Origin of the sequence: Aeromonas sp. QDB62, from assembly GCF_027705695.1 — a bacterium.
In the GTDB taxonomy this organism is placed as follows: Bacteria; Pseudomonadota; Gammaproteobacteria; order Enterobacterales; family Aeromonadaceae; genus Aeromonas; species Aeromonas allosaccharophila.
In genome coordinates, this window is the sequence record NZ_JAPDCD010000001.1 from 203,624 (window position 1) to 225,841 (window position 22,218).

Genomic DNA, 22,218 nt, shown 5'->3' on the forward strand with positions numbered 1-22,218 from the left:
CCGGAGTTGCCTTACGTCATGAAATACCTGCTTCTCATGCTCATGGTGGTCTGCCACCCCCTGTGGGCAAAAGACATTCTCTGGATGAACAATGGCGATCGCCTGACCGGCACTATTGAAGAGATCGGCGATGAGTCGGTGCGCATCGCCCTGCCCTATACCGGCGCCGTGACCGTCCAGCGGGATGCCATCAAGCGCTGGCGTCTGGAGAAGCAGGATAAACCCAAGGCAACCGCCAAAGGGGGTATCACCCTGTTCAAGGATGAGCAGAATGAGCGCAATGCCTGGCTCTGGAGCGGCAGCGGCGATCTCAACGTCAAGCTCAAGCACAAGGATAAACGCACCAACAACGTCAACTTCAAGGGAGTGACCGAACTGGCCAATCTGGATTGGCGTTACAGCCTATCCGGGGAATATACCTACGAAACATCCGACAGCGTCACCGATAGCCATGACTACAAGCTGAACCCGACCCTTGACTACTTCTTTGACCAGCACTGGTTTGTACGCAACTCGCTCGAAGCGGAGTATGACATGCTGGCTGACAACTATCTCAAGCTGAACGTTGGCTCGGGGCCGGGTTATCGCTTCTGGAATGACAAGCACAAACGGCTGGAACTGATTTCACAGGGCGGCATTCAGCGCGCCTACTTTCGCAGTGACAGCTGGCCAGGACTGGTCTTTTTCGATTCCAGGATCATCAGCTACCCCATCGGTAGCCTGAGCTGGGACTACCGCCAACCACTGTCATTCTGGCAACAGCGATTTGAGTTGTTCAGTAAAGGCACCTATCTGAAGTACCTGTCGCAACCGTCCCCTTACCTCACACTGGATCAGGACATCACCGGCAGCATCGGCCTGCGCTACTACTTTAACGATCATCTGCGTCTCTCCTGGTCGAGCGAGATGGAGTGGCAAAATGGCGCCCTGCACTATCCCGGGGTGGATGTCGAAATATCTGATCGCGAGTGGCGCCACTTGCTTAGTCTGGGGGCAAGCTTTTGAGTCGCGAGCAGATCAACAAGAGGAGCCAATTTGGCTCCTCTTTCTATTGCAGTAATAGCGATGCGAGTGATGCAAACTCACGACTCGTCGACATCACACTCAGATCAATCCCCAGGCAGCAATCTGGTAGATCCACACCATCGCCAGCAGGGTACCGACCAACCCCATGATGACGCCGATCCGCACCATCTGGTGGCTCTCCACCAGACCGGTGGCGTGGGCCAGCGCATTGGGCGGGGTACTGATGGGCAGCGACATCCCGAGCGAGACCGAGATGGTGACCGCCAGGATCAGGGTGTGGCTGCCGCCCCACTCGGCCAGCTCCGGCATGCTGACCGCCAGCGCCGCCACCAGTGGCAACAACAGATTGGCGGTCGCGGTGTTGGACATGAAGTTGGCCATCACCACCGCCAGCAGACAGGCCCCGACCAGCACCGCCAAGGTGGAGTACTCGTGGAACGGAATGTGGGTGATGAGCCGCTCGGCCAACCCGGAGTCCTCCAGCGCCAGCCCCAGCGCGATACCGCCCGATACCAGCCAGAGCACGTCGAGGGAGATCTTGTGCAGATCGTCCTTGGTGATGATGCCGGTGGTCAGGAACACCGCCACCGGGATCATGGCGACCACGTAGGAGCTCATGCCATGCAGATCCCCCAGCAGCCAGAGCACTATGGTGGTGATAAAGGTGAGGTAGACCACCCAGGCGCGAGGGGTCTGCATAAAGCGCCCCTCAATCTTGAGATCCATCCGCTTGAGGGTGCTCGGGAAGAAGCGCCCCAGCAGGAACCAGCCGAGCAGCAACAGCAGCACCACGAAGGGCACCGCAAATCCCATCCATTGCCCGAACGAGATGGCATGCTCGCCGGTCAGGTATTTGAGCGCCACCGCGTTAGGCGGGGTGCCGATGGGGGTGCCGATCCCGCCGAGGTTGGCCGCCAGCGGAATCGCCAGCACGAAGCCGATTTTGGCCGGGTCCTTGTCGGGAAACGCCGCCAGCACCGGAGTGAGGATGGCCAGCATCATGGCGGTGGTGGCGGTATTGCTCATGAACATGGAGAAGGTGGCGGTGATCAGCATCAGCCCCAGCATGACGATCCGGGGATCCTGACCGAACGGGCGCAGCAGCACCCGCGCCAGATTGACGTCCAGATGGTATTTGGTCGCCGCAATGGCGAGGAAAAAACCCCCGAGAAACAGCATGATAACCGGCGAGGCAAAGGTCGCCATCACCTCGGTCGACTTGAGCAGCTCACCAAAGCCCGGCTCTGCCTTGTCGGCGGTCATGAACCAGAGCCCCTTGTCGGAAAGCAGCAGCAGCTCCAGCACGATGATCAGCACCGAGGTGGCGAAGATGGGGATGGGCTCCAGGATCCAGCAGAGGGCAGCCAGCACGAAAATGGCCACGACTCGCTGCTCGACCACAGTGATCCCCTCCAGCGGGATCCAGTGGGTCGGGATCAGCAGGATGGCGAGGCTCAGCAGTAGCGGCAGAATAATCTTGTGATTGATGGGCACTATTGTCTCCAGGATCGGGAGTAAGAAGCCAATAGTGGCATAACATGCTATCGCCTCACGCAGCTATCTCGCCAAAATGAGAGCTGGCTAACTGCAGCCACTCCGGTTTTGTGAGTCATATCAAGCTGGAGTCAGCGCGCCATGGCTGACGCCTCACAGTTGGCAACAAACAGGCAAAAAAACGGGCCCGCTGTTCGTTGAACACGACAGCGGGCCCGTTTCACCATTTATGCCGATGAGGCGGCTCAGAAGTAGATGCGGGTCACCGACTCGATGACGCAACCCGGGCGACGGATCCCTTCGATCTCCACCTTGATCTCTTTGAGCAACTCCAGCCCGCCCTTGATGGGAGTGACCCGGGCCAGCTTGGTGCGGGCGCGGATGTTGCTGTCCACCTTGATGGGGTACGGGAAACGCACCTGATCCAGCCCGAAGTTCACCACCATGCGGGCGGTCGGGAACTCGGGGGTGGCCTCATCGACCGAGCCGGTCAACTGCGGCAGCAGCGCCAGGGTCAGGAAGCCGTGAGCGATGGTGGTCTTGAAGGGCGACTCGGCGGCCGCACGCTCCGGATTGGTGTGGATCCACTGATGATCCCCGGTCACCGCCGCAAATTGATCGATCATCTGCTGACTGACATGGAGCCATTCGCCCACGTGGGTCTCTTCACCGATGCGGGCCTGCAGGGTGGCATAGAGCTCGGCAGCCTCGGCCCCCAGCTCCACAGCGGGCTCCTGAGCCACGACGGGGCGACCGTTGGCCACCTGTGCCACGGTTGCTGCATCCTGTTGCTGTTCGTCCTGAGACTCGGCTTGCAAGTCCAGCACACGTCCCAGCAAAGGATGAAAATGTGCCTTTTGCTGAAACTCACGCCAGTAGTCGCGGATCGCCGGAGAGAGCCAATCCTTGAGCTCAAAGGGGTGCTGCGCCAGAATTTCGCGCTTGCGCTTCAGAAAATCGACAACTTTCATCTACCGATCCCTATTTGATTCAATGCCTGTAAAGAGGTCTAACCAGTCCTATTTTATTAAAGTTTCAGCTGTAAGTGCAAAAAAATCTCGGCGTACACCTGTACCAAGGCAGAAGTCACTACTTGCAACATGCAAAACAGCACGATCTGCCAATGAGAAAAACGATTTCCGGATATGCGACCAGCAGGGGGAAATTCACCGGGGTCATCATGACAAAAGGCCCTCGTCGGGCCTTGTGATGGGGGTTCAGCGCGCGCTCGACCAGCCGCTACGCAATCCCTCTTCATCCAGGAAGGACCAGGCGAGGATCCGGCTCACCTTGTTGCCCTGCGCCATGTCGATCACCCGCACCTGACGGGCTCCCACCCGGCTCAGCGCCTTTTTCGCCCCCGGCAGGTTCTCTTTTTTCGACACCAGCGAGCTGAACCAGAGGCACTGGCTGGCAAACTCCTTGCTCTGGGCGATCATATTGGCCAGAAACGCTGCCTCGCCCCCTTCACACCACAGCTCAGCCTTCTGACCACCGAAGTTGAGCACGGGCGCCCCTGTCACCTCCTTGCCCAGATTGCGCAGCTTGCGCTCCGTCCCCTTGCTCGCCTCTTCCAGCGACGCATGGAACGGCGGATTGCACAGCGTCAGGGCAAAGCGCTCCTTCGGCCCTATGATGCCGCGAAACACATGGTTGGGGTTGCCCTGCAGACGGCACTCAATCTGATTGCCGAGCCCGTTGCTCCTGGCCAGCAGGGTGGCCGCCTTGACCGAGACCGGATCGATATCCGACCCGACAAAACGCCAGCCATATTCGCGGGCCCCCAGCAGCGGATAAATACAGTTTGCCCCCACCCCGATATCCAGCACCCTCACCCCCTTGCCGGTAGGGAGCTGGCCTGCGCTCTCGGCCAGCAGGTCGGCCGCCCAGTGCAGGTAGTCCACCCGTCCCGGGATGGGCGGACAGAGGTAACCGGCGGGCAAGTCCCAGTGAGCAATCCCGTAGTGATGGGCCAGCAGGGCGCGGTTGAGGGTCTTCACTGCATCGGGATTGGCAAAATCGATGGTGCGGGTGCCGTAGTCATTGATAAAGACGTGGGCAGCCAACTCGGGAGTTCGCAGGCAGAGCGCCTCAAAGTCATAACCCGCCTGATGGCGATTACGGGAGTGAAGTCCGGATTTGCGGTCGCCCGACTTGGGGCCACCGGCTGATGGGGTGCGGGGTTTCATGCTGAGCCTGCCGAAGAAAACGGGCCCACACTATAGTGATTTGACTCGGGAAAGTCTAAACGACGGCAATAAAAAACCGGGCTATCGAGCCCGGTTCAAGTGAGGTTGGAAAAACAGTCCGTACTGCGAGCCGTTTGTCCAGCCTGACTCAGATATCGATCCGGCGAGCTTGCCAGAACTTGCTGCGCCAGTATTGGCTGTCCAGCTTGGAGCGCGTCACACCGGCACGGGTCGAGGCGTGGATGAATTCGCCATTGCCGACATAGATACCAACGTGGTTGAGACGACGATTGATTTTGAAGAAGACCAGATCACCTTCGACCAGATCCTGCTTGGAAACGCGCGTCCCTTCGTGGACTTGGGAGCGGGTATCACGGGGTAATTCGACACCGACGGCATTGCGGAACACTTCACGGGCGAAGGCGGAACAATCGATACCACGCTGGCTACTGCCACCCATCCGGTACGGAACGCCACGCCACTCTTTATATACTGTCAGGATTTCATTCACATCGGGTGTCTGGGAAGCTTCCGGTTCGATTACAGGTTCAACCATGGAAACTTCGATCTTGCTCGCGACCTCGGGTTGGGGTGCCGAGGCACAACCCACCATTCCGAGCGCGACCAGCAGTAGCATCAGGTGGCGCAATCCTTTATCCCCGCTAAATAGTAAATCTTGTTAAAATACGGCCCCAAAGGGCAATTTATAAGGCAACAGCACCCGACTATATCCAAGAATTCTATCGAGGCAAGTGAAAATCCCTATCGAGCTCACATTTTTGCAAGTAAATGCACGATTTTTCATAATTAATGTGATCATGCCCAAACAATATACAATCGCAAAAAGGGCCTTGGGTCTCATAGATAACTGGCTTTTATCCCTGCTTCAGCACCTTTTTAAAGTGAAAAATCATGATCGAAACCGATCTTTTTTTGTTAAAACCGGCCAGGGTATGCCAGGAACTGCTCGCTCAATTGCCTGAAGGGCTGTCAACCGATGAGCAGCATATCTGGCAAACCATGACCCATCCTGAACGGCGTCAGGAATATCTGGTGAGCCGCGCCCTGCTGCGCCAGCTATTGGCCGAGCGGCTGCAGCAACCCGCCGCCAGCCTGCAATTTTGCAACGGCCCCCACGGCAAGCCACGACTGCATGATGATGCCTGGCATTTCAATCTGAGCCACAGTGGCAGCTGGCTGGTGTTGGCACTCTGCCCGCAGGGGCCGCTTGGGGTGGATATCGAACTGGGCAAACGGCGGCATCATCCCCTCCCCCTCGCCCGCCGCTTTTATGCACAGAGTGAATATGAGTGGCTCTGCGCGCGGCCCGCTCAAGAGCAGGAGAGCGCCTTCTACCGGCTCTGGTCGCGCAAGGAGGCGGTACTGAAGGCCCACGGCGGCGGCATAGCCGCCGGGCTCGAGAAGGTGCGCTTTGTCCCGGAGCAAGGGTGGCAACTCGACAACCGGCTCGATGACATCTCTTATCAGGTACAGGATTGGCCCTTTGCCAGCGGCTGGCTCAGTCTCGCGACAGCGGCAACCCCAGTGACGTTTTACCGGCTGGATGAGCGCTTGAATTGCCAGTCGCTCAACCCCATGTTACTCAACACCCTTTCTGAAGAGTCCAACTCATGATCGTCGACATTACTCCCCAGAATTTTCACGTTGAACTTATCGATGCGTCCATGAAGAAGCCGGTCGTCATCTATTTCCATGCTCCGCAGATGCCGGAGTGTCAGGGGATGACACCGCTGATCGAATCACTGGTTGGGCCCGCCAATGAGCAGGTCACCCTGGCCAGAGTGGATATGAACGATCCCCAGTTGCAACCGCTGGCCAGTCAGCTCGGCCTGCGCGCCCTGCCCGCGCTGGTGCTGTTCCATCAGGGTCGCCCTGACGAACAGGCGATCATCGAAGGGCCGCAGGATGAAGCCACCCTGCGCCAGTATTTCGCCGCCTTCGCCCCCAAAGAAGAGGAAGAACTGCTGGCCAAGGGGCAACAGGCACTGGCTGACGAGCAGCCCAGCATCGCCTATGCCCATCTGACCAAGGCACACCAGCTGGCCCCTGAACGTCACGACATCAGCCTGTGGCTCATTCAGGCCACGCTCGACCTCAATCTGCTGGAGGAAGCGCAGGAGCGCCTCGGCACCATCCCGATGGTGGCGCAGGATGGTCACTTCCATACCCTCAGCTCACGGCTGGCGCTGGCCCTGCAAGCGGCAGACAGCCCGGAGCTGCGCGCGCTGGAAGCCCGCCATGCAGAACAACCCGATGATTTTGCCCTGACTCAGGAGCTGGCGGTGCAATACAACCAGGCTGGCCGTCAGGAAGAGGCGTTGGGACTGCTGCTGGAGATCCTCAAGCGGGATTTGGCATTCGGCGATGCCAGAAAAACCTATCTCGATATTCTGGCGACCATGGGCAGCACGCCGGCGGCGCAGAGCTACCGTCGTAAACTCTATAGTCTGCTCTACTGATCAGCGTCGAACTGGCTGGTAATGATGGGGGAGTGCCGGGAGACCGGCATGACCTCATGGGTCAAGTGCGAAGAGCGTGTAATGGGGATATAGAAGCGGTGAATTTCAGGCAAAAAAAAATGGCGCAAAACTGCGCCATTTTTTTCGCATGGATTACTTCTTGTAAGAAGTAGCCATGTTGTCGATGCGCTGGTTAGCACGCATAGCTTCTTGCTTGGCTTCGGCAACATCAGCAGCGATTTTGGACTGATCAGCACGAACTGCGCTAACATCTTGAGCCAGTTGGTCAACTTTGTTAGACAGATTCTGAACGGAAGTTTCCAGTTCGCTGGTGTTTGCACAACCGCCCAGCAGAGCGGACAGACCAACAACACCTACCAACAACAATTTTTTCATTTTTAAAGCTCCCTTGAACTCGCCAGACGTTTAGCAAGCGGCGTGATTATGGCACAAAAAAATCATACTTTGCATAGTCCCCACCACAGATAAATGCATTAAAACCCTCATTTTTTTTTGAATGAACAGTTTTTGTCCAGATTCGTCTAAAAAATGAGTGCCGCGTGGTGAGGGCACGGACAAAGGTTAACCAAATTTTTGCCTTATTACAATTTCGTATGAGGCTCAGGCACTCTGTTCTGACAACAATTGACGATATTGCACCAGATCCTCGATGGTCAGCACCGGCATCCGGTGCTGCCGACCGAACGCAACCAGGTCTGGCAGACGTGCCATCGAGCCATCTTCCCTGGTCAATTCACACAGCACACCAAACGGTTTCAGACCGGCCAACTGCATCAGATCGACGGTCGCTTCGGTATGACCACGACGGGTAAGCACCCCACCGATACGCGCCCGCAGCGGGAACACATGACCCGGGCGATGCAGATCGCCCGGTTTGGCGCCATCGGCGATGGCTGCGCGGATGGTGGTGATGCGATCAGCCGCCGAGACACCGGTCGTAACCCCCTGCGCCGCTTCGATGGTCACGGTGAAGGCGGTCTGGTAGTGGCTGGAGTTGGCTTCCACCATCATCGGCAGTTCGAGCTGGCGAACCCGCTCGTCGGGCAGGCAGAGGCAGACGATGCCGGAACACTCGCGGATCATCAGCGCCATCTGTTCATTGGTCATGGATTGGGCGGCGAAAATGAGGTCGCCCTCGTTCTCCCGATCTTCATCGTCGGCCACCAGCACGCCGCCTCCGGCACGCAAGGCAGACAGGGCCGCTTCGACACGGGCAACGGGATCACCGAATTCACTGAGTAGAGACTGATTCATGGTAAAACTCCTAAACAAGACAAGGACCAGAATCAGGGCATGGAAAGGCAGACAGAGAGGAGCATGCAGCGGCCAGCCCATAAGGGCCAACGCGGCAAGGTCTGTCTTATCCTCTTTCATCCGGACTATGACCGTCGGCTCCGGCATCTCACCGGATCTGCTGACCCCGACCCGGCAATCAGCCGGGTCGGGCGCTCGCGGGCTCCCCGAGTCAATCGGGATACCGCCGGTGGGGAATTGCACCCCGCCCTGAGAATAAGCGCAGACAGCCTAAAGAAAAACGGTTGCAGATACCAGCCAAAATCCCCCGCTGACTGAAAAGCGTTTCAACATTGCGCCCGGGATCGCGCTCTGCGGCCCGCTCGCCAGCGCGAGAGGCCGTGACTGGCGAATTTCTTTATGGCGCGGATCGGTTTATGGCATAGTTCCGGAAACAAAAAACAGTGCCCGAAAAAGAGCCTGAATAACGCTGCCTGCGCAGACTGCGGCGCCAACACCACAAACGGAAAATGACAGAGATGGAAAAGAAAATACTGCTCACGGATTGCCCGGATGCCAAAGGGCTCATCGCCAAGATCACCAACATCTGCTACAAGCACCAGCTCAACATCATCAAGAACGATGAGTTTGTGGATCATGAGAATGGCCGCTTCTTTATGCGGACCGAGCTGGAGGGACGCTTCAACGACGAGACCCTGCTGGCGGATCTGGATGATGCCCTGCCCACCGGTGCCCAGCGTCGTCTGGTCAAGGCGGGCAAGAAGCGTATCGTCATTCTGGTGACCAAGGAGACCCACTGCCTCGGTGACATTCTGATGAAGAACTACGCGGGCGCGCTGGATATGGATATCGTCGCGGTGATCGGCAACTACGACACCCTGGCCGAGCTCACCGGCAAGTTCAATATTCCGTTCCACACCGTCAGCCACGACGAGCTGAGCCGTACCGAGCATGAAGAGCAGGTACGCGCCATCATCGACAGCTATGAGCCTGACTATGTGATCCTGGCCAAGTACATGCGGGTGCTGACCCCGAGCTTCGTCGAGGCCTATCCGCGCAAGATCCTCAACATCCACCACTCCTTCCTGCCCGCCTTCATCGGTGCCCGCCCCTACCGGCAGGCGTTCGATCGCGGGGTCAAGCTGATCGGCGCCACCGCCCACTTCGTGACCGACGATCTGGATGAGGGCCCCATCGTCGAACAGGACGTGATCCACGTCGGTCACGCCTTCAGTGCGGACGACATGGCCAAGGCGGGCCGGGATGTGGAGAAATCGGTGCTGAGCCGCGCGCTGGAGCTGGTACTGAACGAGCGGGTGTTCGTCTACGGCAACAAGACGGTGGTCTTCAAGTAATTCGCCCACACGGCCCGTATGCAAACGCCAGAAACAACAACGGCTCCCGCGGGAGCCGTTGTTGTTTCTGCGCCAAATATCAGAGCGGCAGATCGTTTACCGTCACCGCACCCTTCTCCAGCTTCAGCTCGGAGGTCAGCGCTTGCTTGTCGGCCTTCAGATAACCCATCAGGGTCAGCTGATCGAGCATGGGGGCCAGTTGCGGCACCGCCTTGCCCAGCTTGTCGCTGAGGCTGGCATGCAGCACGCCGGAGAGGGCCTGCATTCCCGCGTCGCTGTTGAACAGTTGCTCCAGCGAGGTGGAGGCCAGCTTCACATCCCCCTTCATGGTCACCGCCTCACCATTGAGCCTGGCGCTGAGATCGGCCAGCTCCAGGGTCGCGCCACGTTTGAGCATCTTGTCCAGCGCCTGCTGGATGGCGGCATCTTCAACCCCCTTGCCACCGGCGGCCTGCAACCCCTGATACCCTTCCAGATCCAGACCGTTGAGGTTGAGCGCCAGCTTGCTGTCGGTGACCGCCAGGGTGTCGGTCTCGTTCTCCAGATCCAGCTTGGCAATCTTCATCTGATAGCTGCTGGAGAGGGTCTGGGCATCATCGCCGGTCAACTGGGTCTCGGTAGTCATCCCCTGCAGGGCGACCTTGACGCTGTCAGGCAGTTGCACCGTGAGGGCCGAGAGGGTCATCTCGCTCTGGGGCGAGAGGATCACACCGCTGATCTCGGCAATGTCGGCGCTCCCTTTCATATCGGCCAGCACCAAGTCCATCTTGCTCTGCTCTTCGTGGACCGTCATCCCTTGCCAGGCCATGGTGATGTGGCCATTCCCCTCCAGGTTGCCGTGAAACTCGCCGGAAAGCGGCAGGAAATGGAACTCGTCCAGCCCCTGTTTGACCTTGAATTCATTGGCCCAGAAGCGGCTGCTGTTGCCCTGGGTCCAGAGGCTGGTGACAGACTCCAGACCGAGTTCCCACTGCTCCATGCCCAGTGCGGTAAAGACCGGCGCCATAGTGCCATTATGGGTATCGAGCAGGAGGTGGCTCTTGATATAGAGCGGCAGGATCCGGCTCTTGACCACCAGTTGCAGCTCGATGGGCTGACTGCCCTCCAGTTCACTGTCGATGGTAGCCAGCTCCTCCGGCGTCACCACGATCTTCAGGATCCCGTCCCGGGTGAAGAGGTTGCTGCTGCCCGGCTGCCACTGCATATCGATGCCGGTCTCTTGCTCTACCTTGGCAATCTGCTCCGCCATGATGTTGTCAAAGCTGTTGCCCGTGTACCAGCACGCCGCCAGACCACCACCTACCAGTGCCGCACCCACGGCAAGGGCCACTATCTTTTTCATATATTCATGTGTCTCCAGGGAGTTGTCACTGCACTCTAGGGGCCTACTCGGGGCGAGGCAAGTGCAATCAGATGGCGCACCAACATTCTTGCGGTTCGCCACAACATCACAGCAAGGGACTGAAGAGATAGAAGATGTTCTCCATCGCCTTCTTGTACCAGGGGCGTGCCTGCCATTTGGCCAGGGTCATCGGGGTGGCTTCCGCCATATAGCCTTGCACCAACCGGGTCATCTGGGCCACGAACGAGGGGTTGTCCACCAGCAGGGTCACCTCGAAATTGAGCCAGAGGCTGCGCCGGTCCAGATTGACCGTCCCCACCAGCGCAAAGTCGTCATCCACCAGCACGCTCTTGGTATGGAGCAGACCGGCATCGTAGCGGTAGATCTCCACCCCGGCCGCCAGCAGCTCCTCCATGAACGCATTGCAGGCGTAATTGGCCATGATGGAGTCGTTGCGCGCCGGCAATACCAGTTGCACCTGCACGCCGCGTGCGGCCGCCGAGCTGAGCGCGGCCGCCAGCGGATCGTCGGGCACAAAGTAGGGGGTCGTCAGCACCAGATGGCTGCGCGCCTGATAGATGGCGAGCAGCAGGCTCTGCTGGATGCAGTCGCCACCGACGAAGGGGCCGGACGGAATAAGCTGGGCACGGTAGTTGGTCTGGGGCCAGGCTTCGGGATCGTGTTGCAGGCTGTCGAGCAGCCGCTCGCCGGTCTCCATCTCCCAATCCCAGACGAAGATCGACCACATCAGTGGCACCATGGGCCCCTGCACCCGGATCATGATATCGACCCACTGGCCAACCCCGGCATCTTGCTTGAAGAAACGGGGATCCACCATGTTCATGGAGCCGGTGTAACCCACCCTGTCATCGATCACCACCAGCTTGCGGTGCATCCGCAGATCTTGACGCTGGAACACAATGCGCCACGCGCCCACCGGCAGCACCTCCACCAGTTTGACCCCCGCCTTGCGCAGCTTTTTCGGCCAGTGAGAGCGGAAGAACTGTTTGCTGCCCACCGAATCGAGCAACAAGCGACAATCCACGCCGCGTTGCGCCACTTCAATCAGCGCCTCGCACACCTCGTCAGCATCGCCGCCCGGGTACCAGATGTAGAACTCCAGATAGCAGGAGAGGGTCGAGCGGCGGATATCCTGCGCAATCTCGCGCAAGATCCAGTCCGGCTTGTTGAGCAGGGTCATGCGGTTGCCGGAAAGCATCGGCATGGCGAGCCGCCCCTGGATCAGATCGTGCAGCGGTTGCGCCTTGGCGCCCACTTCGCAGCAGTGCTGAGGGAACAGACGCGCCAGCTGACGGATCCAGATGGCGTAAGGACGGTACATGGCTTGGGCGCGCTCGGCGCGGCGGCGCCCCAGCTTTATCTCACCAAACAGCACATAGAAGCCCACCCCGGCAAACGGAATGGCGTAGATCAGCGCCAGCCAGGCCAGCGATACACCGATGGGACGGCGTTTCATCACCACCCGAAATGACACACCGGTGACGATAACTGTGTGAAAAAGCAGTAGCAGCCAACCCAGAAAACGGGAAAACAGCAGTTGAAGATCATGTTCCAGACCGTTGAGCAACGGGGGCTCCTTCTCATCGACAAACAGTGCGGTGGGCAGACCCCAACCGGCCGCAATGGTATGCTGTAAGGCAAATCCATTCTATCAGGTCGCACGCATGATCCTGCAATCTATGCTGCTCAGCCTGGCCATGCTAGGCCAAGGCTCATATGACATCAATGAGCAACAGATAAATCAGTACCTGCAATCGCAGGTGCAAGTCGATAAACAGCTGGAACTGCCCGGCATCATCAAGGCTCATGTGAAACTTGAGCAGAGCGATGTCCAGATTGGTCGCCAGCGCCCCGACACGGCACGGGTCTATGGCAAGGGCAAGCTCAAAATCGCCCTGCCCGACAATACCGAATATGACGCCCGCCTGCAGATGACCTATGAGGCGAGGCCCCGCTATGACAAGGCCCAGAGCGCGCTGTTTCTGGATAACATGAAGCTGGTGGAGTACAAGCTGGAGCCGGAAGCGGCCGAGAAGAAGTTCGGGCTGATGCTCAACATGCTGCTGCAGAGTATGGAGAAACGGCTCGAGACCAAGCCGGTCTACAAACTCAATGACAAGGATCCGGATCAGGCCTGGCTGAAGGAAAATCTGCTGGGGCTGGAGCTGTCACCGGGCAAGATCCACCTGTTGACCAACCCCCGCTAAATAACTCAATTCAGGAGGGGCTGGGTGGAATCCCGTACCAGCAGCTCCACCTGATAACCCTGCTGCTGCTGCCGCTCGTAGAGTGAGAAGAGCGACCCGCTCAATTGGTTGAGAGGCATATCGGCAAAACCGGCCTTGAGATAGAAGGGCTTCTCGAACGGGAGCGCCTGACAGACCACCGGTTTGTCCGCCAGACCGTGGCAAGCGTGCTGCAACAGCCGTGACCCCAGTCCCAGCGACTGGTAGTGGGGTAACAGGCGAAAGCCGCACAGATGGTAAAACTCCTCCTCGTCCCGCAACCGTACCGCCCCCACCAGCCAGTGAGCATCACGCACGACAAAGATCCGCTCGGCCAGATCCGGCACATAGTGGGAAAACGTCGTTTCGTAATAGTCCCTGATAAGGGAGAGGTCGGCGTCGCAGTACTCTTCGAAGGTGAGTTCCATCGCCAGCTTGCTTGTCACAGACAAATCCTTTGGTAATCAATTATTAGTGCCAGATACGGTGATCTAATCCGACCAGCTGACGCCAGCACGATAGCATGCCTTTCGTCAACAAAAAAGCAGGCGTCATGGCGACGTTGCTGACCCGGTGGAAGAGACCATGACCCACGGCCTGACTGCCAACGCACGGCTTCACGATGACAACCCTTTATTGTGGTGGATACTTTGATCCCGGTCACCGAATCGGGTCATTTGCCCCCTGCTTGCCGCTTGTTCTGCCCTCGTCATGATGCTTTACTCAACATGGTCATCACAGGAAGGAGTATTACGGTTGAAAGCATGGATGCTGGCAGGCCCTATGTTGTTGATCCCCCTGAGTGGATGGAGCCAGACTCCCCCGCCCGCGGAGGTGGTCTTCCTGACTGCAGCCCCCTCCCCCCTGCGTCCGGTCAATGAGGCCGCACCCGCCCCGCAAACCGGGGCAACTCAAATGGCGGCAACCGCCGCTGGCGGCAACAAGCAGATCCAGGTCTATAAATCGGTACAGCAGAACGGGGTAGTACGCTACTCCGACATGGCGCCAGAACAGGGCCATTACGAGCTGCTGCTGTTCAACGACTGCTTCGCCTGCGATCCCAAATCCAATGTCAACTGGCAGACCACCGGGCTGTTTCTCTATGACTATGCCAGCACCATCAAGGCCGCCGCCAAAACCTATCAGGTTGAGCCTGCGCTGATCCGGGCGCTGATCCATGCCGAATCCGCCTTCAACCCGCTGGCGGTCTCCCGCAAGGGGGCGATGGGCCTGACCCAGCTGATGCCCGCCACGGCGCGGGAACTGGGCGTCGGCAATGCCTTGCTGGCGGAGCAGAATATCTTCGGCGGGGTGAAATATCTGGCGGGACTGCTCAAGCAGTATGACGGCAACGTGGCACTGGCGACTGCGGCCTACAACGCCGGAGCTGGCGCCGTACAAAAACATGGCGGCATCCCGCCCTATGCGGAAACTCGCGCCTATGTGGAGCGCGTCCAGCTGCTCCACCTGCGCTACAAGGAGATGCTGCAGGCCAAAGGGCTGTGACGCTCGGCCCGGCCCATTCTCTCTTTCCCCCCTCCAGAAACAAAAAACACGCCCGCAGGCGTGTCGATACCACACGTTGTTTCGCCAATGATTACTTCTGCTCAGTCGCCACCAGGCGATAAGCCAGCGCACCCAGAATGGCACCGACAATCGGGGCAACCCAGAACAGCCACAGCTGGCTGACCGCCCAGTCACCGACAAACAACGCCACGCCGGTACTGCGGGCCGGGTTGACCGAGGTATTGGTCACCGGAATGCTGACGAGGTGGATCAGGGTCAGGCACAAGCCGATGGCGATCGGGGCAAAACCGGCAGGCGCGCGGCTATCGGTGGTGCCCATGATGACGAACAGGAAGAAACCGGTCATCACCATTTCGCACACCAGTGCGGCGGTCAGGCTGTAACCACCCGGAGAGTGCTCGCCGTAGCCGTTGGAGGCAAAACCGGCGGAGAGATCAAAGCCGGCCTGACCGCTGGCAATCACGTAGAGCACGGCAGCGGCGGCTATGCCACCCAGCACTTGCGCCACGATATAAGGCAGCACACCGGATGCCGGAAAACGACCACCCGCCCACAGACCGACAGTGACGGCCGGATTGAGGTGACAACCGGAGATATGACCGATGGCAAATGCCATGGTCAGCACGGTCAGACCGAAGGCCAGCGAGACCCCCAGCAGACCAATCCCGACATGAGGGAAGGCTGCAGCCAGCACGGCACTGCCGCACCCGCCCAATACCAGCCAGAAAGTGCCCATAAACTCGGCAGCAACAGGTTTCACAATATTTCTCCCATTTGAGATAACACCGAACAGACCCGAGAAGGGCCCATGCTTGAACAAGCGCAGCATTATGGGAGTGTGAGTCCAGATTGCGAACCCTGCCGACAAGGTTCATTGAATGTGACATTCATCACAATTTATTGATTGGATAAGAGATTTATCATTAAGGAAGCTGGCGGCACATCTCATACCCAAGGGCGTCATGCGACAACTTGTGACACCGTTTCGCTCGACTGCTCATCTGTTGAACGATCAAAACGGAGAGGTGGTCAGTTCCCTACCGGTGTAAAGCGGCTGACAACCTGCCCCTGATGCTCAATCCACTCCATGAACATGGCGACAGGGCGGGCATAGACCTGACCATCCTGTTCGGATTGATAGATCACCAGCTGCTCCTGGGTTTCGGTGTGCAGGGCCAGGGCAAGCACTTGATAGTAACCCCCCTTGAAGTGGCGATAGCGGCCGGGAACGGGTGCATGCATGGGAAAACCTCGCAGGAATAGACACCGATGAGCGGATCACATAACGATGACACCGTCGGTGCCATTCAACTCATCGCAAAGGGGGACGAAGACGATTTTTTACACAAGCCAATCGTGCCACAGGATCCTGATATTGCAACACAGTCGGGCAGCTTTGTTAATTCGTTCCCCATGTTTCACTGGTGAACCTCGGTTAGCACAAACGATCGTGCTAAATTTAACGTTCTAGCAACCCTGTTTCAGGGCTAAAAATCAGGGAATTCTTCTAAAAAGAGGATTGTTCTAGCATTCAATTCTGTGAAGAATAGGGGAAAAGAAATTTGATACTAAAAATCGCCTTTTTCGCCAACGCGTCCCCATGGGGAAGGAATCACACTCACCATGTTCACTATCGACAAGTCGCACAAGCTCGACGATGTCTGCTATGACATCCGCGGCCCGGTGCACAAAGAAGCCCGCCGTCTCGAAGACGAAGGCCACCGCATTCTCAAGCTCAACATCGGCAACCCTGCCCCGTTTGGTTTCGATGCGCCGGAAGAGATCATCAAGGATGTGATCCTCAACATGCCGCTGAGCCAGGGCTACTGCGACTCCAAGGGGCTGTTCTCGGCCCGTAAAGCGGTGATGCAGTACTACCAGCAAAAAGGGATGCGCAAGGTCGATATCGACGACATCTACATCGGCAATGGCGCCAGCGAACTGATCGTGATGGCGATGCAGGCGCTGCTCAACAACGGCGACGAGATGCTGGTGCCCTCCCCCGACTACCCGCTGTGGACTGCCGCCGTCACCCTCTCCGGTGGCCATGCGGTGCACTACCGCTGCGACGAAGGGGCTGACTGGTATCCGGATCTCGATGACATCCGTGCCCGCATCACCCCGCGCACTCGCGGCCTGGTGCTGATCAACCCCAACAACCCGACCGGCGCCGTCTACGGCAGCGAGTTCCTGCTGGAGGTGATCGAGATCGCCCGCCAGCACAACCTCATCATTTTCGCCGACGAGATCTACGACAAGATCCTCTACGACGACATCTCCCACACCAGCGTCTGTACCCTGTGCGACGATGTCATGGTAGTGACCTTCAACGGCCTTTCCAAGGCCTACCGCGCCTGCGGCTTCCGTCAGGGCTGGATGGTCATCACCGGCCCCAAAGGCCGTGCTCGCGGTTACATTGAAGGGCTGGAGATGCTGGCCTCCATGCGGCTGTGTGCCAACGTGCCGATGCAGCACGCCATCCAGACCGCGCTTGGTGGCTATCAGAGCATCAACGAGCTGATCCTGCCGGGTGGTCGCCTGCGCAAGCAGCGGGACAAGGCATGGGAGCTCTTGAACGAGATCCCCGGCGTCTCCTGCGTCAAACCAAGGGGGGCGCTCTATATGTTCCCGCGCCTCGACCCCAAGGTGTACGACATCCGCGACGACCAGAAGATGGTGTTCGACCTGCTGCAGCAAGAGAAGCTGCTGCTGGTACAGGGCACCGGCTTCAACTGGCCGGCACCGGATCACTTCCGGCTGGTGTTCCTGCCCCGCGAAGAGGAGCTGGAGGATGCCATCGGTCGCCTCGCCCGCTTCCTCAAAGGCTACAAGCAGTAAACAAAGCCAATGAAAAAAAGGCTCCTTACGGAGCCTTTTTGTTGTCTGTGGTTTTATCCGTGCCATCAGCCGTGCAACAGGGCGCCGGCCACCAGCACCGCCATGGTGATGAGGGCTACGCCGATGATGAAAGGCAGCACCCAGCGCACGAAGCGATCGTAGGGGATCTTGGCGAGCGCCAGACCGGCTACCAGATGAGCGGCTGTGGGGGCAAACAGGTTGATCCAGCCGGAGGCGGACTGATAGGCGGTGATCACCAGATCCCGCGAGATACCGGAGAAGTCCGCCAGCGGCCCCATCAGCGGCATGGAGACGGTCGCCAGCCCCGAGGTGGAGGGGATAAAGAAGCTCAGGATGATGTGCACCAGATAGGCCATCAGGATGAACACCGACGAGGAGAGTCCGGTCACCAGCCCTTCGGCCCAGTGCAAAATGGTGTCGATGATGACGCCCTGCTCCATCACCACATAGATGCCGCGCGCCACCGCCACTACCAGCGCCACCCCGATCAGATCCCGCGCTCCGTTGAGGAAGGTCGCTACATAGTTGGATTCCGGCATCCGGTTGATCAGCGCAATCAGGATGGAGGCGCTGAAGAACAGGGTGGAGAGCTCGTCAAACCACCAACCAAAGGTGGGCAGCAGATCGATCCCCAAATCCGACCAGGGCACCACCGCATAGATCATCAGCAGGAAGGTGCCGAAGAAGACCAGCATGGTGAGCTTCTGCTTGCCGGTGAAGGCGAGGTTGCCGCTCTTCATCTGGGAGAACTCGTCGTCATAGGTGATGTCGGCCAGCACGGAGCGGGACTTGTCCTGCTGTACCTGCTTGGCGTAACGCATCACGAACCAGGAGGCGAAGATCACCAGCAGCAGCCACTGGATGACCCGCAGGCCAATCCCCTCACCGATGGGGATACCGGCAAAACCGGAGGCGATGCCGGTGGCAAACGGGTTAACGGTGGAGGCGAGCACCCCGACCCCGGAACCGAGCAGAATGATCCCCGCCGCCACCATGCGATCGAAGCCCGCCGCCATCATGACCGGCACAATGAGTGCCCAGAAGGCCACCGTCTCCTCCGCCATGCCGAACGTAGAGCCACCGAGGGCAAACAGGGCGATCAGCACCGGGATAAGCAACCGCTCACGCCCGGCAAAGCCGCGAACAATGGCCCCTACTCCGGCATCGAGCGCACCGCTTTGCATGGTCACCGCCAGAAAGCCGCCGATGATGAGCACGAACAGTGCCACGTCGGCCGCCTTGTGAAAGCCCTGGATCGGCGCCTTGAGCACCTCGAACACCCCTTGCGGGTGGGCGGGTAACTCGGTGTAGCTGCCGGGCACCGGCAACAGCCGCTCGTCGCCGCTGTAATCAGCCACGGCCGCTGCCGCAACCGGCTGCTGGGTCTTGGCAGTGACATAGTCATATTTGCCCGCTGGCAGCACCCAGGTGAGGGCGGCCATCAGGGCGATGATGATAAAAAGCAGGGTATAGACAGTGGGGAGTTGGCGCTTCTTGGGCGCCTCGTTTGGAGTGGTCATAGCTTCCGTTCCTCGGCAATGCCGTCTGTGATCCGATCAGCGCAAGACTAGCGGGTTTGATATGGGAAAAAGGTGATCGCTGATAATAAAATTCCGCAAATTAGCGGAATGTTTGCCAAAAAAACAGGGCCCCGCAGGGCCCTGTTTTCACTTGAGTCAGACTCAGAGTTCGACCACGTCGAATTTCACATCCGGATTCACATCCGCATCGTAATCGACCTCGTCCAGGCCGAAACCGAACAGGCGCAGGAACTCCTGCTTGTAGCCGGTGTAATCAGTCAACTCGGAGAGGTTCTCGCTGGTAATGGAAGGCCACAGGTCGCGGCAGGTCTGCTGCACGTCTTCGCGCAGTTCCCAGTCATCCATGCGGATGCGGGCCTGCTCGTCCAGCGCCATGTCGGACGCGTAGAGACGGGTGCGCATCATGCGATCCACCTGCTCCATGCAACCCTCGTGAATCCCCTTCTCCTTCATGATCTTGAAGGCCATGGAGATATAGAGCGGCATCACCGGAATGGCGGAGGAGGCCTGGGTCACCACGGATTTCAGCACAGCCACATGAGCGGTGCCACCCTTGGCAGCCAGATCGCCACGGATGGCGGCAGCGGCGCGGTCCAGATCTTCCTTGGCGCGGCCCAGAGTACCGTGCCAGTAGATGGGCCAAGTCAGATCGGTACCGATGTAGGAGTAAGCCACGGACTTGGCGCCGTCAGCCAGCACGCCAGCATCACGCAGGGCGGCCATCCACAGCTCCCAGTCCTGACCGCCCATCACGGTGATGGTGTTCTGGATCTCTTCCTCGTTCGCCGGCTCGACGGTGGCGGTGATGATCTGATCCTTGTTGGTGTCGATCGCGGTGGTGGTGTAGACCTCACCAATCGGTTTCAGGGCAGAGCGCACCACTTCGCCGGAGTCCGGCATCTTGCGCACCGGAGAGGCTAGGGAGTAGACCACCAGATCGATTTGACCCAGATCCTGCTTGATAAGCTCGATCACCTTGGCGCGGCACTCGTTGGAGAAAGCATCGCCGTTGACGCTCTTGGCGTAGAGACCCGCCTCTTTGGCTGCCTTGTCGAAGGCGGCGGAGTTGTACCAGCCAGCGGTACCGGTTTTGGACTCGGTGCCCGCTTTTTCAAAGAAGACGCCGAGGGTGGCGGCGCCGCTACCGAAGGCAGCCGCAATCCGGGAGGCCAGGCCATAACCGGTGGAAGCGCCGATCACCAGCACCTTCTTGGGACCATTCTCGATGGTGCCCTTGGCTTTGGTATAAGCAATCTGGCGACGAACATTGGCTTCACAACCGACCGGATGAGTGGTGGTGCAGATAAAGCCGCGAACCTTGGGTTTGATGATCATATGGAGTCTCGGATCCGTTTAATGGATGAAATCGGGGCATAAGATACCTCATCTTGCCGCGATAAGGTGCTCTGATGTGTTGAACGGCGGCAAAAATGGGCATCCGAAGGTGGCCATCATAGTCCATGCCATGATGCCCACCTCACGGCAACTAGCAGGCAATGCGGGTGATATGACCATCCTGCAGCTTATAGAAGGCATCTTGCGGCAACTCCTGTGCCCAGGTCGCCTCATAGTCGAGATCGGCATAGACGCCGCGTAGCATGGCACCGAGCAGACCGTGGGAGATGACGATGGCCCGCTCGGCGATGGCTGGATCCTGCAACCACTGGTGTGCCCGGCGCTGAATGCTCTCGAAACTCTCCGCCCCCGGTGCTTGCAGATACCAATCCCCCTTGCCGGTATCGAGTTCGGGGTGGGCAAGCCGCAGCACCGGGATCTGGCAGCTCTCCCACTCCCCCATGCCCAGCTCCATTAACCGATCGTCCCAGACGATGCGATCCGCCGCCAACCCCAGCTGCTCGCACACCAGCAGCGCAGTCTGACGAGCACGGCCGAGCGGGCTGGCGTAGACGGTCCAGCGGGCGGGATCTGCCAGTTCGTCGGCAAGCCGCCGCCCCATGGCGATGGCTTGCACCTCGCCCTTGTCGGTCAGATCGGAGTTGCAACGCCCCTGCAGACGCTGCTCGGCATTGAATCGGGTCTGGCCGTGGCGCAGCAGATAGATGAGTCGGAACATGATTTCTCCAGCACGTTCAGATAGATAGAAAAATAAGGGGGACGATGATAGCAGATGAGCCCGGGGGATGGCCCAAACAGACGTGTAAACGCAGGCGTAAAAAACGGGTCAGTGCCGACCCGTTTGCTGTCAATTTGGCCAGAGTGAACCGGCTCAGCCCTTCTTGATCTCCCGCAGATAGCGGTAGATGGAGTGGACCGAGATGCCGAGCTGGCGCGCGGCGATCTGGGCACTGTCTTTCAGTTCGAAGATCCCCATGTCGTGCAACTGGTTGACGATGACCCGGGTCTTCTGGGACGGGGGCACCGCCTCGTTGCCGCGCACCTCGGCACTGACGGTGTCGATGGTGCTGTTGAGCGCCTCGTCGATGTTGCGGGCGAACACCTCCGGGGTGGCATGACTCTCGTGGGGATGCATGCACTCCGGCATCATGGTGCGCAGCACGGATTGCAACGGGGCATCCATGTCGCTGTTGATGCAGAGCAGTCCGATGGCCCTGTGCTCCCCGTTCCGGATCACGGTGGTGATGGAGCGCAGGGTCTTGCCGGTGGCGCACTTGGTCATGTAGGGGCTGGAGATATCCTGCCCGCTCTTGAGCTTCATCATCGCCAGATTGGTGATGGGAGCGCCGACACTGCGGCCGGTGATATGGCCGTTGGCAATCTTGACGATCGAGGGATTGCGCACATCCAGGCTGTGGAGCAGCACCTCGGTGTGCTGGCCATACATGGCGGCGATGCCGTCCACTATGTTCTCCATCGACTTGAGGATCTCAAAATCGCTCGGACTCAACTCTTGCAGCTTCACAAT

The 22,218-nt window shown here is 58.8% G+C and carries 22 protein-coding genes and 1 riboswitch; of the genes, 7 read left to right on the forward strand and 15 right to left on the reverse strand.

Translation table 11 applies throughout. The features are described 5' to 3' along the window. Positions 1-18: 18 nt before the first annotated feature. A complete protein-coding gene (locus OKC27_RS00910) occupies positions 19-1,005 on the forward strand; it encodes a DUF481 domain-containing protein (RefSeq protein ID WP_270805832.1) in 987 nt (328 codons plus the stop codon). 99 nt (positions 1,006-1,104) lie between these two features. Here the strand turns inward: OKC27_RS00910 and OKC27_RS00915 are convergent, their stop codons facing one another. From OKC27_RS00915 to OKC27_RS00930, 4 genes are all read right to left on the reverse strand, one after another. After that, entirely contained in the window at positions 1,105-2,520 is a 1,416-nt protein-coding gene (locus tag OKC27_RS00915; RefSeq protein ID WP_234601710.1) for an SLC13 family permease, read from the reverse strand. Positions 2,521-2,765: 245 nt separating this feature from the next. Continuing rightward, a complete protein-coding gene (locus OKC27_RS00920) occupies positions 2,766-3,491 on the reverse strand; it encodes a MaoC family dehydratase (RefSeq protein ID WP_270805833.1) in 726 nt (241 codons plus the stop codon). A gap of 246 nt (positions 3,492-3,737) precedes the next feature. Next, a complete protein-coding gene (rlmF, locus tag OKC27_RS00925) occupies positions 3,738-4,709 on the reverse strand; it encodes a 23S rRNA (adenine(1618)-N(6))-methyltransferase RlmF (protein ID WP_270805834.1) in 972 nt (323 codons plus the stop codon). A 148-nt stretch (positions 4,710-4,857) separates the two neighbouring features. Next, positions 4,858-5,346 carry a C40 family peptidase gene (locus tag OKC27_RS00930; RefSeq protein ID WP_042057977.1) on the reverse strand — a complete coding sequence of 163 codons (489 nt, stop codon included), beginning with the start codon at positions 5,344-5,346 and terminating at the stop codon, positions 4,858-4,860. A gap of 275 nt (positions 5,347-5,621) precedes the next feature. Between OKC27_RS00930 and OKC27_RS00935 the strand changes: the two genes are divergently transcribed. Together OKC27_RS00935 and OKC27_RS00940 are read left to right on the forward strand one after the other, a co-directional pair. After that, positions 5,622-6,344 carry a 4'-phosphopantetheinyl transferase family protein gene (locus tag OKC27_RS00935; protein ID WP_270805835.1) on the forward strand — a complete coding sequence of 241 codons (723 nt, stop codon included), beginning with the start codon at positions 5,622-5,624 and terminating at the stop codon, positions 6,342-6,344. After that, a complete protein-coding gene (locus OKC27_RS00940; RefSeq protein WP_270805836.1) occupies positions 6,341-7,189 on the forward strand; it encodes a tetratricopeptide repeat protein in 849 nt (282 codons plus the stop codon). The genes OKC27_RS00935 and OKC27_RS00940 overlap by 4 nt, the downstream gene beginning before the upstream one ends. A 153-nt stretch (positions 7,190-7,342) precedes the next feature. On the opposite strand, the gene OKC27_RS00945 is transcribed toward OKC27_RS00940, so the two are convergent. Further along, positions 7,343-7,585 carry an Lpp/OprI family alanine-zipper lipoprotein gene (locus OKC27_RS00945; RefSeq protein WP_005334342.1) on the reverse strand — a complete coding sequence of 81 codons (243 nt, stop codon included), beginning with the start codon at positions 7,583-7,585 and terminating at the stop codon, positions 7,343-7,345. 225 nt (positions 7,586-7,810) lie between these two features. Continuing rightward, positions 7,811-8,464 carry a 3,4-dihydroxy-2-butanone-4-phosphate synthase gene (gene ribB / locus OKC27_RS00950; RefSeq protein WP_270805837.1) on the reverse strand — a complete coding sequence of 218 codons (654 nt, stop codon included), beginning with the start codon at positions 8,462-8,464 and terminating at the stop codon, positions 7,811-7,813. Positions 8,465-8,568: 104 nt separating this feature from the next. After that, positions 8,569-8,725, reverse strand: a riboswitch (FMN riboswitch). Between the two features lie 257 nt (positions 8,726-8,982). On the opposite strand from ribB, the gene purU reads away from it, so the two are divergent. Beyond that, positions 8,983-9,819, forward strand: a complete 837-nt coding sequence (gene purU / locus OKC27_RS00955; protein WP_042655976.1) for a formyltetrahydrofolate deformylase — start codon at positions 8,983-8,985, stop codon at positions 9,817-9,819. Between the two features lie 79 nt (positions 9,820-9,898). Here the strand turns inward: purU and OKC27_RS00960 are convergent, their stop codons facing one another. Beyond that, the gene (locus tag OKC27_RS00960) at positions 9,899-11,161 is read right to left on the reverse strand and encodes a DUF945 family protein (RefSeq protein WP_270805838.1); all 1,263 of its coding nucleotides are present in this window, start codon (positions 11,159-11,161) and stop codon (positions 9,899-9,901) included. A 106-nt stretch (positions 11,162-11,267) separates the two neighbouring features. After that, complete coding sequence (cls, locus tag OKC27_RS00965; RefSeq protein WP_270805839.1) at positions 11,268-12,749, reverse strand: cardiolipin synthase; 1,482 nt, start codon at positions 12,747-12,749, stop codon at positions 11,268-11,270. A gap of 97 nt (positions 12,750-12,846) precedes the next feature. On the opposite strand from cls, the gene OKC27_RS00970 reads away from it, so the two are divergent. After that, positions 12,847-13,389, forward strand: a complete 543-nt coding sequence (locus tag OKC27_RS00970) for a DUF1439 domain-containing protein (protein ID WP_058052102.1) — start codon at positions 12,847-12,849, stop codon at positions 13,387-13,389. A gap of 5 nt (positions 13,390-13,394) precedes the next feature. On the opposite strand, the gene OKC27_RS00975 is transcribed toward OKC27_RS00970, so the two are convergent. Next, positions 13,395-13,835: a GNAT family N-acetyltransferase gene (locus OKC27_RS00975; RefSeq protein ID WP_042656005.1), complete on the reverse strand. Its 441-nt coding sequence runs from the start codon at positions 13,833-13,835 to the stop codon at positions 13,395-13,397. A 328-nt stretch (positions 13,836-14,163) separates the two neighbouring features. Between OKC27_RS00975 and OKC27_RS00980 the strand changes: the two genes are divergently transcribed. Beyond that, complete coding sequence (locus tag OKC27_RS00980; protein WP_442866061.1) at positions 14,164-14,913, forward strand: lytic transglycosylase domain-containing protein; 750 nt, start codon at positions 14,164-14,166, stop codon at positions 14,911-14,913. A gap of 91 nt (positions 14,914-15,004) precedes the next feature. Here OKC27_RS00980 and aqpZ read toward each other — a convergent pair whose 3' ends face one another. Continuing rightward, a complete protein-coding gene (gene aqpZ, locus OKC27_RS00985; protein ID WP_270805840.1) occupies positions 15,005-15,694 on the reverse strand; it encodes an aquaporin Z in 690 nt (229 codons plus the stop codon). Between the two features lie 269 nt (positions 15,695-15,963). Further along, positions 15,964-16,176 (reverse strand): DUF1653 domain-containing protein, encoded by a 213-nt coding sequence (locus OKC27_RS00990; RefSeq protein WP_234601702.1) that lies wholly within the window; start codon positions 16,174-16,176, stop codon positions 15,964-15,966. Positions 16,177-16,557: 381 nt separating this feature from the next. On the opposite strand from OKC27_RS00990, the gene OKC27_RS00995 reads away from it, so the two are divergent. Beyond that, a complete protein-coding gene (locus OKC27_RS00995; RefSeq protein ID WP_042058000.1) occupies positions 16,558-17,772 on the forward strand; it encodes a pyridoxal phosphate-dependent aminotransferase in 1,215 nt (404 codons plus the stop codon). A 65-nt stretch (positions 17,773-17,837) separates the two neighbouring features. On the opposite strand, the gene OKC27_RS01000 is transcribed toward OKC27_RS00995, so the two are convergent. The 4 genes from OKC27_RS01000 to OKC27_RS01015 all read right to left on the reverse strand — a co-directional run bounded on the left by OKC27_RS01000 (position 17,838) and on the right by OKC27_RS01015 (position 22,215). Beyond that, on the reverse strand, positions 17,838-19,313 hold the full coding sequence (locus tag OKC27_RS01000) for a YfcC family protein (protein ID WP_270805841.1): 1,476 nt from the start codon (positions 19,311-19,313) through the stop codon (positions 17,838-17,840). Positions 19,314-19,475: 162 nt separating this feature from the next. Continuing rightward, positions 19,476-20,669, reverse strand: a complete 1,194-nt coding sequence (fabV, locus tag OKC27_RS01005) for an enoyl-ACP reductase FabV (RefSeq protein WP_270805842.1) — start codon at positions 20,667-20,669, stop codon at positions 19,476-19,478. A 151-nt stretch (positions 20,670-20,820) separates the two neighbouring features. Then, positions 20,821-21,408 carry a histidine phosphatase family protein gene (locus OKC27_RS01010; protein WP_270805843.1) on the reverse strand — a complete coding sequence of 196 codons (588 nt, stop codon included), beginning with the start codon at positions 21,406-21,408 and terminating at the stop codon, positions 20,821-20,823. A gap of 153 nt (positions 21,409-21,561) precedes the next feature. Next, on the reverse strand, positions 21,562-22,215 hold the full coding sequence (locus OKC27_RS01015) for a helix-turn-helix transcriptional regulator (RefSeq protein ID WP_040065159.1): 654 nt from the start codon (positions 22,213-22,215) through the stop codon (positions 21,562-21,564). Positions 22,216-22,218: the final 3 nt, after the last annotated feature.

Bases quoted from the DNA above. Each gene is read 5' to 3' on its own strand.
- OKC27_RS00975 (WP_042656005.1), bottom strand. From the start codon at position 13,835: ATGGAACTCACCTTCGAAGAGTACTGCGACGCCGACCTCTCCCTTATC.
- OKC27_RS00960 (WP_270805838.1), bottom strand. From the start codon at position 11,161: ATGAAAAAGATAGTGGCCCTTGCCGTGGGTGCGGCACTGGTAGGTGGT.
- fabV (WP_270805842.1), bottom strand. From the start codon at position 20,669: ATGATCATCAAACCCAAGGTTCGCGGCTTTATCTGCACCACCACTCAT.
- OKC27_RS00995 (WP_042058000.1), top strand. From the start codon at position 16,558: ATGTTCACTATCGACAAGTCGCACAAGCTCGACGATGTCTGCTATGAC.
- OKC27_RS00940 (WP_270805836.1), top strand. From the start codon at position 6,341: ATGATCGTCGACATTACTCCCCAGAATTTTCACGTTGAACTTATCGAT.
- OKC27_RS00990 (WP_234601702.1), bottom strand. From the start codon at position 16,176: ATGCATGCACCCGTTCCCGGCCGCTATCGCCACTTCAAGGGGGGTTAC.
- OKC27_RS00935 (WP_270805835.1), top strand. From the start codon at position 5,622: ATGATCGAAACCGATCTTTTTTTGTTAAAACCGGCCAGGGTATGCCAG.
- OKC27_RS01000 (WP_270805841.1), bottom strand. From the start codon at position 19,313: ATGACCACTCCAAACGAGGCGCCCAAGAAGCGCCAACTCCCCACTGTC.
- ribB (WP_270805837.1), bottom strand. From the start codon at position 8,464: ATGAATCAGTCTCTACTCAGTGAATTCGGTGATCCCGTTGCCCGTGTC.
- purU (WP_042655976.1), top strand. From the start codon at position 8,983: ATGGAAAAGAAAATACTGCTCACGGATTGCCCGGATGCCAAAGGGCTC.
- OKC27_RS00930 (WP_042057977.1), bottom strand. From the start codon at position 5,346: ATGCTACTGCTGGTCGCGCTCGGAATGGTGGGTTGTGCCTCGGCACCC.
- OKC27_RS00945 (WP_005334342.1), bottom strand. From the start codon at position 7,585: ATGAAAAAATTGTTGTTGGTAGGTGTTGTTGGTCTGTCCGCTCTGCTG.
- OKC27_RS00910 (WP_270805832.1), top strand. From the start codon at position 19: ATGAAATACCTGCTTCTCATGCTCATGGTGGTCTGCCACCCCCTGTGG.
- OKC27_RS00920 (WP_270805833.1), bottom strand. From the start codon at position 3,491: ATGAAAGTTGTCGATTTTCTGAAGCGCAAGCGCGAAATTCTGGCGCAG.
- rlmF (WP_270805834.1), bottom strand. From the start codon at position 4,709: ATGAAACCCCGCACCCCATCAGCCGGTGGCCCCAAGTCGGGCGACCGC.
- OKC27_RS01010 (WP_270805843.1), bottom strand. From the start codon at position 21,408: ATGTTCCGACTCATCTATCTGCTGCGCCACGGCCAGACCCGATTCAAT.
- OKC27_RS00970 (WP_058052102.1), top strand. From the start codon at position 12,847: ATGATCCTGCAATCTATGCTGCTCAGCCTGGCCATGCTAGGCCAAGGC.